Origin of the sequence: Pseudomonas sp. SAR267 (genome assembly GCF_052077595.1) — a bacterium.
In the GTDB taxonomy this organism is placed as follows: Bacteria; Pseudomonadota; Gammaproteobacteria; order Pseudomonadales; family Pseudomonadaceae; genus Aquipseudomonas; species Aquipseudomonas vlassakiae.
In genome coordinates this window covers 5,687,546-5,701,065 of the sequence record NZ_JBQIHU010000001.1, presented here as the reverse complement: position 1 = coordinate 5,701,065, position 13,520 = coordinate 5,687,546, and the positions used below count along the sequence as shown (strand labels likewise).

Annotated in this window: 12 protein-coding genes; 5 read left to right on the top strand and 7 right to left on the bottom strand. The window is 65.0% G+C overall.

Going from position 1 to position 13,520, the window contains the following annotated elements; translation table 11 throughout:
* The 3 genes from ACTORR_RS27020 to ACTORR_RS27010 are packed head-to-tail and all read right to left on the bottom strand — an operon-like array spanning nt 1 to nt 6,118.
* The gene (locus tag ACTORR_RS27020) at nt 1-3,675 is read right to left on the bottom strand and encodes a translocation/assembly module TamB domain-containing protein (RefSeq protein ID WP_441344083.1); all 3,675 of its coding nucleotides are present in this window, start codon (nt 3,673-3,675) and stop codon (nt 1-3) included.
* Nucleotides 3,672-5,414 (bottom strand): autotransporter assembly complex protein TamA, encoded by a 1,743-nt coding sequence (locus ACTORR_RS27015; protein ID WP_262110071.1) that lies wholly within the window; start codon nt 5,412-5,414, stop codon nt 3,672-3,674. The genes ACTORR_RS27020 and ACTORR_RS27015 overlap by 4 nt, the downstream gene beginning before the upstream one ends.
* A gap of 53 nt (nt 5,415-5,467) precedes the next feature.
* Nucleotides 5,468-6,118 (bottom strand): GNAT family N-acetyltransferase, encoded by a 651-nt coding sequence (locus ACTORR_RS27010; RefSeq protein ID WP_054887325.1) that lies wholly within the window; start codon nt 6,116-6,118, stop codon nt 5,468-5,470.
* Nucleotides 6,119-6,282: 164 nt separating this feature from the next.
* Between ACTORR_RS27010 and xthA the strand changes: the two genes are divergently transcribed.
* Nucleotides 6,283-7,095, top strand: a complete 813-nt coding sequence (xthA, locus tag ACTORR_RS27005; protein WP_099813948.1) for an exodeoxyribonuclease III — start codon at nt 6,283-6,285, stop codon at nt 7,093-7,095.
* 114 nt (nt 7,096-7,209) lie between these two features.
* Here the strand turns inward: xthA and ACTORR_RS27000 are convergent, their stop codons facing one another.
* Both ACTORR_RS27000 and ACTORR_RS26995 read right to left on the bottom strand, forming a co-directional pair.
* Entirely contained in the window at nt 7,210-7,962 is a 753-nt protein-coding gene (locus ACTORR_RS27000; protein WP_099813947.1) for an anti-sigma factor family protein, read from the bottom strand.
* Nucleotides 7,959-8,480 (bottom strand): sigma-70 family RNA polymerase sigma factor, encoded by a 522-nt coding sequence (locus tag ACTORR_RS26995; protein WP_099813946.1) that lies wholly within the window; start codon nt 8,478-8,480, stop codon nt 7,959-7,961. The genes ACTORR_RS27000 and ACTORR_RS26995 overlap by 4 nt, the downstream gene beginning before the upstream one ends.
* 129 nt (nt 8,481-8,609) lie before the next feature.
* On the opposite strand from ACTORR_RS26995, the gene ACTORR_RS26990 reads away from it, so the two are divergent.
* From ACTORR_RS26990 to ACTORR_RS26975, 4 genes are all read left to right on the top strand, one after another.
* Nucleotides 8,610-9,656 (top strand): catalase family peroxidase, encoded by a 1,047-nt coding sequence (locus ACTORR_RS26990; RefSeq protein WP_054887419.1) that lies wholly within the window; start codon nt 8,610-8,612, stop codon nt 9,654-9,656.
* Nucleotides 9,653-10,186 carry a cytochrome b gene (locus ACTORR_RS26985; protein WP_313365848.1) on the top strand — a complete coding sequence of 178 codons (534 nt, stop codon included), beginning with the start codon at nt 9,653-9,655 and terminating at the stop codon, nt 10,184-10,186. The genes ACTORR_RS26990 and ACTORR_RS26985 overlap by 4 nt, the downstream gene beginning before the upstream one ends.
* An 81-nt stretch (nt 10,187-10,267) precedes the next feature.
* A complete protein-coding gene (locus ACTORR_RS26980) occupies nt 10,268-11,473 on the top strand; it encodes an MFS transporter (protein ID WP_054887329.1) in 1,206 nt (401 codons plus the stop codon).
* A gap of 78 nt (nt 11,474-11,551) precedes the next feature.
* The gene (locus ACTORR_RS26975) at nt 11,552-12,097 is read left to right on the top strand and encodes a cupin domain-containing protein (RefSeq protein ID WP_054887330.1); all 546 of its coding nucleotides are present in this window, start codon (nt 11,552-11,554) and stop codon (nt 12,095-12,097) included.
* Between the two features lie 38 nt (nt 12,098-12,135).
* Here the strand turns inward: ACTORR_RS26975 and ACTORR_RS26970 are convergent, their stop codons facing one another.
* Together ACTORR_RS26970 and ACTORR_RS26965 are read right to left on the bottom strand one after the other, a co-directional pair.
* Entirely contained in the window at nt 12,136-12,729 is a 594-nt protein-coding gene (locus tag ACTORR_RS26970; RefSeq protein ID WP_441344082.1) for a 2-hydroxychromene-2-carboxylate isomerase, read from the bottom strand.
* A 26-nt stretch (nt 12,730-12,755) separates the two neighbouring features.
* Nucleotides 12,756-13,487, bottom strand: a complete 732-nt coding sequence (locus tag ACTORR_RS26965; protein ID WP_313365633.1) for an SDR family oxidoreductase — start codon at nt 13,485-13,487, stop codon at nt 12,756-12,758.
* Nucleotides 13,488-13,520: the final 33 nt, after the last annotated feature.

Sequence of the window (13,520 nt, the reverse complement as noted above, 5' to 3'; positions counted from 1 at the left end):
TCAGAAGTCTCGCTTGTAGAAGATATCCAGGGAGCTCGCCAGCCCGCTGGCAGCCTCCAGGTATACCTTCTTGCTCAACTTGTAACGCAGCGCAATGGTATTGGCCGGCTCGAACACCCCGACCCCGTAGCGCAAGCTCAGCTTCTCGGTCAGGTTGCCACTGGCCACTACGCTGGTGCTGTTACCGGAGCCTTCGGTATCCAACTGGAAGTCATCGATCCCGAGGCCCGAGGCCAGGCTGCCGGTAATCCCGGCACTGCCCGCCAGGCCCAGGCCCAATGCCGCTTCGGCAAGCATGTTGTTATCCTCGCCAGAAGTCCCAAGCGGACGCCCCAGCACCAGGTACGACAACGCCTGCTCCTGGCTCATGGCCGGTTCCGAGAACACCGTGGTGGTCGGCTGCTCGGCGCTGCCATTCAGGCGGATACCGGCAATCACATCGTCGACCTTGCGGATGGCCTCGATATCCAGATAAGGCTGGTCGATCGGCCCGGCAAAAAGCAACCGTGCGCGGCGAATGGTCAGGCGCTGGCCGTAGGCACGGTAGCGACCATCGGCCAGGCTCAGTTCGCCACGGGTGTCCATGTTGTCGCCAATATGCACGTGGCCAAGCAGGTTGGCAGTCAGGCCAAAGCCGCTGAATGACAGCGTGTCCTGCCCCACGACCACATCGATATCCATGGCCATCGCCATGGGCGGCTTGCCCTCTTCGGTCTGGTGGCCGACGATGACCGTGTCGTCCGAGACCTTGACAGTAGAAGGTGGCAACTCGCGCATAATGATCTTGCCCTTGGGCACCAGCACCTTGCCGGTCACCGCCAGCTTGTCATCGACCAGCCGCAGGTTCAGGTCCGGGGCAACTTCCAGTGTCGCGTAGGGCTCGACGGTCACGGGCAGTTGCTGGCCCTGCAGACGCAGGTCCATGCCCAGGGCCTGGCCCCAGGTCAGCTGGCCGTTGAGTTGGCCGCGCCCGGCATCGCCGCTGCGCCAGCCGCCGTTGATCTGCACCTGCTCGCCAGCGATCAGGGCCTGCAGCGACAGGTCCTGCAGGCTGACCGGCAGCTCGGCACCACTGACCTCGCCCCCGGTGAGCACCAGGTTGCCGTTGATTTGTGGTGCCAGCAAGGTGCCGGTCAAGCGGCCGCTGCCATTCAACTGCCCGGCCAGGCGTTCGACCATCGGCACGAACGGACGGGCAATCGACACATCCAGCCCGGTGAGACGGAAGTCACCAGACAGCGGCTTGTTCTTGCCCAGCGGATCGAGGCGCGTGTTCAGGCTCAGCTCACCCAGGCGCTCACCGCGAAAATCCAGGCGCGTATCGACCCGGCGTGGCGCCAGGGTGCTGTCCAGCCGCAGGGCCTGGTAAGGGAAGTCGATCCAGCGGCCGTTGTCGCGAACGCGCAACGTACCGCCACTGGCATCGACACGGATGTTGCCCTTCGGGCCGCTGGTGGGAATGTCCAGGTTCACGTCGGCATTGAGCATGCCTTGCCAGGCGAAGTCCTTCGGCAGCCATTGCGCCAGGCTATCCAGCGGGAACTGCTTGAGGTGGTAGCGTAGACGCGGCTCGGGCGCCAGCCGTTGGTCCTCGCCGCACAGGCTGGCCTGGCCTGAACGCCAGCAATGGGCGCCGAAATTCAATTGGCCACTGGCCAGCCGCTGCAGGCGCGCCGGTGACTGCAGCTGCCAGTCCTGGCCACCGGCCTGGATCCTGCCGCTGGCCAGGCGACCACGCCAGTCACCGTTGCTCAGCTGGCCATCCAGGCCCAGGTCGAGCTTGAGTTGCGGACCGTCCAGGGCCAGGGTCAGCGCCTGCTGGCGGATATCACCCTTGCCGTTGGCTTGCAAGGTGCCCAGTACGGTGTCCCCCAGGCGGATGCCGCTGGCCTTGAGGTCGATCACGCCCCGTTGGGCGCTGTCCAGACGCCCCTCCAGCTCGAGCCGCTGGAGGTGGTTTTCTTCCTGCGCCAGTTGCTGGCCCTGCAGGGTCAGGTTGCCTTGCGGTGTGTTCAGCGTGCCGCTGACGTCCAGGCGCCCTTTAACCCGCCCTTGCAACCTCGGCCATAGCTGGCCAAGCCGTGGCAGATCGAGGTCGACACGCCCGGCCATGCGCTGCTGCAGGCTACCGCTGCCGTTGATACGGTTATCGCCCAGTTGCACAGCCAGTGCGCCGAGCGTCCAGCTCTGCCCGGCCCCTTGGGCCTCGACCTTGAGCACCGCCGGCTGCCCGCGCAGGCGCCCCTTGAGGTCGAGCTGGGCATCCAGGCTGAGTTGTTCGCCCTTCATCTCACCCTTGCTGCGCAAAGGCCCGGCCAGGGTGCCCGGCAACTCGGCGAGCCAGTACGCGGGGTCCAGCGCTGACAATTGCAGGTCGACGTCCCAGGCCAGCATATCGGCAAAGCGCACGGCGACGCTGCCCGCCGCCTTGCCCTGCCCGGCGGTCAGCGCCAGCTGCGGCAGGCGCACCTGGCCCAGGTCACCTTGGAACGGGCTGGCCAGGGTAAATGCGCCTGCCGGGCCGTCGAGATCACCGTTGAAGGTGCCCTGGTAGTTGCCATCCTGGTATTGAACCTGGGCACTGAAACGCTTGAGGGTAACCTGCGGCGGCGTTTCCAGCGGGTATAGACGCAACCACGGAAAGTCCTGCCAATCCAGTTGAGCGTCGGCCTTCAGCGCCTGCTGCCAGTCAGCGCTGGCCTGCAGCTTGACGCGCTGGGTGTCGCTGGCTGTCAGGTCCAGGGCATCCAGCTTGGCACCCTTGGCGTCCACCTTGCCGGCCAGCGCCAGTGCGATCGGGGCCTGTTCGGCCGGCAAGCTGGCGCTACCAGACAGTTGATAGCCCTTGAGGAGGTCGCCCTGGGCATCCAGCACAAGCTGGTTGAATTGCAGCGTGTCGGGCAACGAGCCCATTGGTTTGAATGCGTCGGCGCGTATCTGCAGCTTCGCCGGCAAGTGTTCGGCCAGGGCCTGTAGCGTCCCGTTCAGGCGGGCATCCAGGTAGCCGCTGCTGGTGGCGTCGAGGGTAAGGGTTTTCTGCAATTCACCCTTGGCGGTCACGGCCAGTTGCCAGGCCTTGCCCTCCACCGCTGGCAACTGCACCTGGCCTTGAAGTTGTACCGGCCAATTTCCCTCAGGCTGCACATCGCCCTGCACGTGCACCCGCAAACCGTCACGTTGCAACTGCAGGCTGTCGATGCGCAGGCCACTCGCGGTCCAGTGCGCCGCCAGGTGCAGATCGCCAAGCAGATCACTGCCATCCAGGCGCAACTGCCCCACCTTCACCTCACCGACCTCGATCGCCAGCGGCAAGCGCAGGGCGGGTAACTGCAGCGGAGCACTTTCGGCCGTTTGATCGCCTGGCGCGAAGGCCATGTCGACCCGCTGAGCCTGTAGCTGGTCGATACACAGCGTGGCGCGCATGAGGCAAGCGGGAGACCAGCTCAGTAGCGGCGCTTGCAGCTGCACCGTGTTGCCGCCGTCGACCCAGCGCAACTGGCTGGCCTGCCAGGTGCCTGCCAAGCGGCCCTGGAATGCTTCGATCGTCAGCCCTGGCACTCTGCCGAGAACCCAGCGGCTGCCGCCTTCGGTACCCAGCAACAGCCCCAGGGCCAAGGCCACCAGCAGCACACTGCCGAGCACGCCCGGCAGAACGAATTTCAACACACGCATCACAGCTCGGGCCCCATGGAGAAGTGCAGGCGAATACCGCCGTCGTCATCGAGCGCCTTGGCCAGGTCCAGGCGCAGCGGCCCTACCGGCGAAACCCAGCGCACACCAAAACCTACCCCGGTCTTGAGGCTGGGCAGTTCCAGCGTATTGAACGCGTTGCCCTGATCGATGAAGGTTGCCACCCGCCATTTTTCGGCCAGCGAATACTGGTACTCGACGCTCCCCGCGACCAGGTAGCGCCCGCCAATGCGGTCACCGTCGCTGTTCTTCGGCGAGAGCGTCTGGTAGTCGTAGCCGCGCACGCTCTGGTCACCACCGGCGAAAAAGCGCAGCGACGGCGGAATGTTGTTCTTGTAGCCGTTGGTGGCACTGCCACCGAACTGCACCCGGCCGAGGAAACGGTGATTGTGGCCGAGCGTAGTCAGGCCTTTGAGCAGGACATTGCCGTGCAACAGGTTGGTGTCGGACACCAGCCCCTCCTTGGCCACCTGGGTATCGAACTGCAAGCGGTAGCCGTTGTGCGGGTCGATGCGGTTGTCACTGCGCAGGTAGGAAAAACTCACACCGGGCATCAGCAGGTTGCTAAGCCCCGAGTCATCGCCCAGACGATACTCTTCGCGCTGGTACTTGAGCGAGACCACCCGCTGCCAGCCGCTGGCCAGTTTGCTGTGCCACTCCGGGCCGACGGTCAGCAACTTGCTGAGGGTGTCGGTGCCGGCGATTTCCTCGTTCTGGTAACCACCTGCGAAGCGCAGCTTGTCGGTCAAGGGTGGATCGAGCGGCACGTCGTACCACAAGCCCACGTTCTGCCGCGGAGCCGAAAGCTCGGTTTCCCAGCCATAACTATGGCCTTGCGGATTGACCCAGTGCCGTGTCCAGTTGGCCTTGCCACGCGGCCCCACGTCAGTCGAGAAGCCCAGGCCCAGGCCCATGGTGCGCGGTTTGCGGGTATCGAGGCGCACCTCTACCGGGATGTCCTCGCCCACTGCCGCAGTGGGCGCGGCATCGACCCGCACGCCTTCGAAATAGCCACTCGATTGCAGGTCGTTGTTGAGTTGGGCAATCAGTTCGGAGTCGTAAGGCGTGCCGGGCTTGAACGAGACCATGCGCTGCAGCAGGTCTTCATCGAGCGGCGTGTCACCAGTGAATTTCACGGCGCCGAGGCGATAACGCGGACCACTCTGGTAAACCAGTTCGATATCGGCCACACCGGCCTGAGGGTCGACCGCCAGGCGCTGGCGCGTGAAGTGGCCACTGAAGAAGCCATAGCGCGAAGCCTGGTTCTGGATCAACCGCTTGGCATCTTCGTACACGCCATGGTTGAGCTGTTCACCCTCCCGCAGGGCCTTGCTGTCGGGTACGCGAAAACCTTTCATCTCGCTGGCCGGCCCTTCGATGCGCACCGTCACGTTGCGCAGGCGCACCGGCTCGCCGGGGGCGATCTCGATGATCAGTTGTGGGTGCTGGTCGGCCTTGGCTGGCGGCTTGACCTCGGTGTCGATCTGCGCCTGATAGTAGCCAAGGGCCTGCGCGGCCTTGCGCGCCTGCTCCTGGGCCCCGCGACTGAAACGCAGCAGCGCTTGCTCATCGCGGTCTCCGAGGCTACCGATATAGCCTTCGACATTGGCCTTGAGTTCCTTGTTGGCGGGCTTGACCTTCACCAGCAACTCGCTCTGGCCCCATGCAGCAACACTGGCAGCCCAGAAAACCAGGCCCCAGGTAAGTCTTCCTGAATACGTCATGCGGCGCATGCTACCAGAGCCAGGCGCTCAAGGGAGGCGCCTGGCGGCACAGTTCAAGCAATTGATGACATGGATGAGACTGGGTTGGGATGAAAGAACACCCTTTCCCGGACTGGCCCTACAGCTACCTCCCCTATCTCTTCATAGCCCTGGCGCGCGTAAAAGGCCAGGTAATGCTCGTTGCCAGAGTCCAGCACCACGCCTTGGGTGTTTGGGTCTTCCGCGCACCAATCGTGAACAGCTTGTAACAATTGCTCGCCATAGTGACAGCCTCGAAATTGCGGATGCACCCCCAGCAGCGGCAGCATGTGCACCTGCCCGCTCGGCAGGCAGCTGGCCAGCGCGGCCTGGTAATCCATGTAGCGTCGGGTACAGCGCTGGCCGGTGCCCAGCAGCATGCGCAAGCGCCAGGCCCAGCTGTCGGCCACACCCAGGCGACGTTGCGGCGGCACGATCAGGGCCATGGCGATCAGGCGGTCTTCCAGCAGCAGGCCGATGGCCGGCAGCTGCAGATAAAAATGTTGACGTACCCACTCGCGCACCATCACCCGCAACCGGCGCTCGTAGCCTGGGCGCTGGGCTTCGAAGATATAGGCAAAAGTCGGTTCGTGGCGGTAGGCGTTGTACAACAGCGAGCGTGCCTCACGGCTGTAGCCGTCATCGAGGGTGCAGATACGCGCCTGGGCGGCAGCTGTTTCGAGCATGGCGGGTCGTCCTCCTGGAAAGGGCATGTCAGTGCCTTGGAGGTGCTCCACTGCGCATCGTTCACCTCACCCAGCACGTTAGCAGTGCCAGGGCCTGGCCGCCATGCTGGTGATCATCGCCGATGTCGGCTAGCATCCGGCCTTTTACCAGGATTGTCTTTCCAATGAAGATCGTCTGTTTCAACATCAACGGCCTGCGGGCCCGCCCGCACCAGCTGGCGGCGCTGATCGAAAAGCACCAGCCGGACGTGATCGGCCTGCAGGAAACCAAGGTCAGCGACGATCAGTTCCCCCTGGCCGATGTCCAGGCGCTGGGCTACCACGTGCACTACCACGGCCAGAAGGGCCACTACGGGGTCGCCCTGCTCTCGCGCCAGGCGCCGCTGAGCCTGTCCAAGGGCTTTGCCACGGATGAAGAAGATGCGCAGCGCCGCTTCATCTGGGGCACCTTCGCCGATGCCGACGGTAACCCGATCACTGTCATGAACGGCTACTTCCCGCAAGGTGAAAGCCGTGATCACCCCACCAAGTTCCCGGCCAAGCAGCGCTTCTACAGCGATCTGCAAGCGTTGCTCGAAGCGCAGTTCAAGAACGACCAGCCGGTCTTGGTGATGGGCGACATGAACATCTCGCCCCAGGACTGCGACATCGGCATCGGCCCGGACAACGCCAAGCGCTGGCTGAAGACCGGCAAGTGCAGCTTCCTGCCGGAAGAGCGCGAGTGGATGGAACGCCTCAAGGGCTGGGGCCTGGTGGACAGCTTCCGCCACCTGCACCCGGACGTAGCCGACCGCTTCAGCTGGTTCGACTACCGCAGCCGCGGCTTCGAGGACGAACCCAAGCGCGGCCTGCGCATCGACCTGATCATGGCCTCCCAGGCCCTGGTGCCGCGGATCAAGGCGGCCGGCGTGGACTATGAGCTGCGCGGGATGGAAAAGCCTTCCGACCATGCGCCGATCTGGCTCGAATTGAGCTGACCTGATCCGACGCATTCGCGGGCACGCCCGCTCCCACAGGGAACCCACAACGCTCGAGCTTGTGGTAATCCTGTGGGAGCGGGCGTGCCCGCGAAGAGACACACACGATACCCGCTAGAGCCCCAGGCGCAACGCCTCCCCAACCCCTGCCCCACGCCCATCGTCCGCCGCGCTGACCAGGGCAAAGTTGTACGCCCCATGCGACCAGTATCGCGCCTCCAGTTGCCCATCGACCCGCTGCCCCTGCGGCATGCGTTCATAGCGGTCGCCCGGCGAGCGCAGGAACAGGCTGATGCGCTGGCCGTTACGATCCTGGAATACCAACAGCGCTGCCGGCCCCTGCTCGTTGCTGAGCAAGCGCGCGCCGACCGGCTCGAAGCCGTAACCCGCCAGGTCAGGGAGCTGGCCCACGCGGTTGAAATGCCGGCCCAGCCAGTCGCGCAATTGCGCCGGGTCACTGGCCTGGATATCCAGTGCCTCACTGCCGGCGAACAACCGATGGGCCTGCACCGCATCGGCCATCGGCAATACATGGCTGGCCAAGGTCACCTGGCGTGCCTGCCAGCCACCCAACCCGCCGACCCCCATGGCCAGCAACAGCACCGCCGCCGAAGCCAGCCGCCGCTGGCGACGCTGGCGCACCCGCTGCTGCACCTGACGCAGGTCGAGCGTGGCCGCCCCAGGCTGCTCGGCAAACCCTGCCAAGGCCGCACGCAGGCGCCGGGCATCGTTGCGCCAGGCCTCGACCCGCGCCGCTTCCTGCGGGTTGGCCGCCAGCCAGGCCTGCACCTCGGCACGGCGGGTGGGCTCCAGGCGGTCATCGATATAGGCGTGCAGTTCGTCTTCACCAGGAATCAGGCGTGTCATTTGAGTCTCCGCAAGGCCGGCGGCTGGGGGTTGCCTTCGGTCAGTTCACGCAAGGCAGCACGGGCACGCGACAGGCGCGACATCACCGTGCCAATAGGGATTTCCAGGGCTGCCGCCGCTTCCTTGTAACTGAGCCCCTCGATGCTCACCAGCAACAGCAAGGCCCGCTGTTCGGTCGAGAGCTGGGCGAAGGCCTGCAAGTCGGCCTGGGCCAGGACGATGTCCTCGGTGTTATCGCCGAGTGCTTCATGCTCCACCGCGCTGCGGCCGAACCATGACAGCCAGCGGGCATGCAAGCGCTCGCGGCGCTTGGCATCGAGAAACAGCCGATAAAGAATGGTAAACAGCCAGGCGCGCAGCGCCTCGGCTTCGCGTTGCTGGTCTCGGCGGCTCAAGGCGCGTTCGATGGTGGCCTGGACCAGATCATCGGCACTGCCGGGCTCACGGGTCAGCCACAGGGCAAAGCGGCGCAAGCGCTGCAACAGCTCACGCCATTGCTGTTCGTCCAGATCGTGCATGGTCAGGTACCGGGCGCTGGGGTTGTCAGTGTAGGGGCAGACGCCCGGCAAGAAAATTTATTCCCGCCCAGGGAATAAGTTTTTCCCCAGGCCGTCGTACCGCCACCTTCACTGAACCGGATGACCACCATGAACTCACCCTTGCAAGGCCCTGCCAAGGCGCTGCGCCTGGCCGGCATCGGCACCGTGCTGCTGGCGCTGGGCGCCGGCTTCGCCTATGCCGCAGGCTGGATAGGCGGGCCGCAGCTGACGCCACAACGCATCATCGATACCTTCGAAGCCCAGGCCGGGCACTACCCGGGGTATCGCAAGAACCACGCCAAGGGCCTGTGCGTCAGCGGCTACTTCGAGCCCAGTGGCCAGGCCGCGAGCTTGTCGACTGCACGGGCTTTCAGCCAGGCGCGAGTGCCGGTGATCGGCCGCTTCGCCATCGGCGGTGCCAACCCGTTCGCCCCGGACACCGGCATACCGGTGCGCAGCCTGGCAATCCAGTTGAGTACCGATGACGGCCAAGTCTGGCGTACCGGCATGAACAACCCGCCCGTGCTGGCGGTCAGCACACCGCAAGGCTTCTACGACCAGGTGCTGGCCGGCGCGCCAGATCCGGCCACTGGCAAGCCAGACCCGGCAAAGCTGCAGGCATTTTTCGCCGCCCACCCGGAGAGCGCGGCATTTCGCCAGTGGGCGGCAAGCTACAAACCCAGCGACAGCTTCGCCAGCACCCAGTACCACAGCATCAATGCCTTCCGCCTGATCGACGCCCACGGCACCGCGCACCCGGTACGCTGGCAGCTGGAACCGCAAACGCCATTCACCGCCCTGCCCGGCCAGGTCGACGACAAACAGTTCCTCCAGCACGACCTGCAACAGCGCCTGGCTCAAGGGCCATTGCGCTGGACCCTGCGCCTGGTGCTGGCAGACCAGGGCGATGCGGTGGACGACCCGGCTCGTCCCTGGCCGGCCGAACGCCGTCGCGTCGATGCCGGCAGCCTGGTGATCGAACAGGTCGACGCCCCCGAACAAGGCGCTTGCCGTGACCTGAACTTCGACCCATTGATCCTGCCCGGTGGCATCGAACCGTCCGCCGACCCAATCCTCGCCGCCCGTTCGGCGGCCTATTCGGAATCATTCAACCGCCGCAGCCGCGAGTCCCTCGGCGCAGGAGCAAAGCGATGAAACCTGAAGTCTTCCACCCGATGGCGCGCCTGGTGCACTGGCTGATGGCGATCCTGATCATCAGCATGCTGTTCATTGGCGTGAGCATGGTCGGCGACCTGTCACCGCGCCACCCGCTGCTGGTCGAATTGCACAAGGCCACAGGCCTGGCACTGCTGGTACTGGTGATCGTGCGCATCGGCCTGCGCCTGACCTTGCCACATCCGCCCTTGCCCACCGACCTGCCTGCCTTGCAACGTGTTGCCGCGGGCGCCTCGCACTTGCTGCTCTACGCCCTGATGCTGGCCATGCCGCTGCTGGGCTGGGCGATGCTGTCGGCGGGCGGCTACCCACGCCCCCTGCAACTGCCGGCGATCGCCCCGCACGACCTGCAGCTGTATGCCTTGCTGCGCCAGGCCCATGGCTGGGCAGGCTACCTGCTGTTCGCCACTGTACTGGTGCATCTGGGCGCGGCGCTGATGCATGCGTTGGTGCGTCGGGACGGCGTGTTGCGTAGCATGTGGCCAGGCCACGTGCGGCGCAGCGAATGACAGGCTGACGCCAGGCGGGCTCACGATGACTACTCTCACTCATCTCGACAGCTAGCTTGTCGACCTGCTCTGGACTGCCCGATGAACACCGCAAAGGACCCTGCCCTGCTTGCCCCTGCCAACGCCCTGGACATGCGCCCGCTGCTGCTGGCCAACATGGCCTGCACCATGTCGATGATGGCCTTCGTCGCGCTGATCGGGCCGATCTCGCGCTTGCTGGGCATGGCCACCTGGCAGGCCGGCGCGGCGGTGACGGTGGCCGGCGTGGTCTGGGTGCTGCTCGCGCGCCCTTGGGGGCGATTGTCCGACCGCCTGGGGCGTCGCCGCATCCTGCTGATGGGCAGCGCTGGCTTCACCCTGGCCTACTGGCTACTGTGCCTGTTCGTCGAAGGTGCGCTGCGCTGGTTGCCAGGGGCAAGCCTGGCCTTCGTCGGGCTGATGCTGGCGCGCGGTTGCATCGGCGCTTTCTACGCTGCCATACCGGTGGGCTGCAATGCACTGATCGCCGACCATGTCGAACCGCAGCGCCGGGCGCGGGCCATGGCTTCACTGGGCGCGGCGAATGCCGTCGGCCTGGTGGTGGGGCCGGCGCTGGCAGCCGTGCTGGCCCAGCACAGCCTCAGCCTGCCCTTTCACATCATGTCGTTGCTGCCGGCCAGCGCCTTCTTGGTGGTGTTGTTCAAGCTCAAACCACAGCCCCTTGCCCAAACCTATGCGCCCAGCCCGGTTCGGCTCAGCGACGCCCGCTTGCGCCGGCCACTGCTGGTGGCGTTCAGCGCCATGCTCAGCGTCACGGTTTCGCAGATCGTCGTCGGCTTCTTCGCCCTCGACCGCCTGCAACTGGCGCCGACCGATGCCGCACAGGCTGCCGGTGTCGCCCTGACCACCGTCGGGGTGGCGCTGATCCTGTCGCAGGTGCTGCTGCGCCAGCTGGAGTGGCCACCGTTGAAGATGATCCGGGTCGGTGCCAGCGTGTCGGGGCTGGGTTTCGCCGCTGGCGCGCTGGCCACCACGGCGCCCTGGCTGTGGAGCTGCTATTTTGTCGCTGCAGCCGGTATGGGCTTTGTATTCCCGGCGTTTTCCGCGCTGGCAGCCAATGCCATGCAGGCCTCGGAACAAGGTGCCACCGCCGGCTCGATTGGCGCAGCCCAAGGCATGGGGGCGGTGATCGGCCCGTTGGCCGGAACCCTGGTCTACGCCTTGGACCCACGCCTGCCGTTCCTGGCGGTGGCACTGCTGTTGCTACTGGTCGGGCTGTGGCCGCTGCCGCGTGACCAACGCGCCTGAAAGCACAGCGCGCAAGCGTGCAGAGTATGTTTTAATGCGTCGCTAATTATTTTAAACACCTCTGATTACAAGGCGGCTATGGACACGGGGACGCGACTCAAACTGGTGCGTGAACGCAACAATCTCTCCCAACGGGAACTGGCCCGCCGCAGCGGGTTGACCAATTCGACGATCTCGCAGATCGAACAGAACCGTGTCAGCCCGTCGGTCAGCTCCCTGAAAAAACTCCTCGAAGGGATCCCCATGACCCTGGCCGAGTTCTTCAGTTTCGACGAGCCGGTGCGCGAAGAGCGCTTCGTGTTCCGCGCCAGCGAGCAGCCGGACCTGGGCCGCAATGGCCTGCGCATGCTGCTGGTCGGTGCCAGCGTCGAGGCCCGCCAGATGCGCATGCTGCGTGAACTGTATGCCCCCGGCGCCGACTCCGGCGAGCCGATCGTGCATGCCGAAGGCGAAGAATGTGGCCTGGTTACCCGTGGCACCGTGGAGCTGTGGGTCGATGGCCAAGTGAGCATCCTCAACTCGGGCGATGGCTACTACATCCCTACTACCCTGCCGCACAGCTTCAAGAACATCGGCCCGGACGAGGCGGAAATCATCAGCGCCAACACCCCGGCGAATTTCTGAGCCCGCGATGGCCTCACCCATGGAGAGGCCATCCAGCCTCAACGGCTCAGCGCTTCTTCGACGAAATCCAGGCGATCCTGGCCGAAGAACATTTGCCCATCGACAAAGCAGGTCGGCGCACCAAACACACCCCGCGCAACCGCCTCCTCGGTCACCCGCTTGAGTTCGGCCTTTACCTCGCCATCGGCCGCCAGAGCATGAAACGCCTCAGGGTCGAAGCCAGACTGGTGCAGCGTTTCATTCAGTACCTGACCATCGCTCAAGTTGCGCTGATGCTGCCAAAGCCCCTTGAACAGCACGGCCAACAACGCGTCGAACTGCGCGGGCGCACGAAGCTGCATGCCGAGGGTGCCGCGCATCAGGGTCAGGGTGTTCACCGGGAACCCCGGCGGCAGCCCGAACGGCACGTCATAACGGCGGGCGTAACGGCCAAGATCGATGAACATGTAGCGGCCCTTGGCAGGGATCATCGCCGGTGATGCGTTGCCGGTGGCCTGGAACACCCCGCCCAGCAGCATGGGCCGGTAGATCAGGGTCGCGCCATGCCGGGCGCACAGCGCAGGCAGCTGGGTCCAGGCCAGATAACTGGCCGGGCTGCCCAGGTCGAAGTAGAACTCCACGGTCTTGCTCATAGGTCACGCTCCTTGCTCAGGCAGGCTTACCAGCGCTCCATCCACGGGCGCAGGTCCAGTTCGAAGGTCCAGGCATCCCGGGGCTGGGCATGCAGGAACCAGTAGCTGTCGGCGATGTGCGCCGGGTCGAGGATACCGTCCTGATCCTTCAGCGCGTAGCGTTCGGGGAACGTGTCACGAATGAACGCGGTGTCGATGGCCCCATCCACCACCACATGGGCCACGTGGATGTTGCGCGGGCCAAGCTCGCGCGCCATGCTCTGGGCCAAGGCACGCAGGCCATGCTTGGCCCCGGCGAAGGCGGCGAAACCGGCAGCGCCGCGAGTGCCTGCGGTGGCGCCGGTGAAGAGGATCGTGCCACGCTCACGGGTGACCATGCGCCGGGCCACGGCCTGGCCGGTGAGGAAGCCGGCGAAGCAGGCCATTTCCCAGATCTTGAAGTATTTGCGCGGGGTCTCCTCAAGGATGCTGCACGGCACATTGGCGCCGATATTGAAGACAAAAGCTTCAATCGGGCCAATATCACGTTCGATGGTTTCGATCAGCTCGGCAACTTCCTGCTCTTTGCGCGCATCCGAGCCGAAACCATGGGCTTGGCCCCCTTCAGCGCGGATCTCATCGATCAACGGCTGCAACTTATCGGCCTGGCGACGGGTAACACAGGCGACATAGCCCTCACGGGCAAAGCGCTTGGCGATTGCGCCACCGGTGGCGTCCCCGGCCCCGATCACCAGCACCACTTTTTGTTGTTCTAGCATGCCGGACTCCATTGGTGAATGATCGTTTAGTAA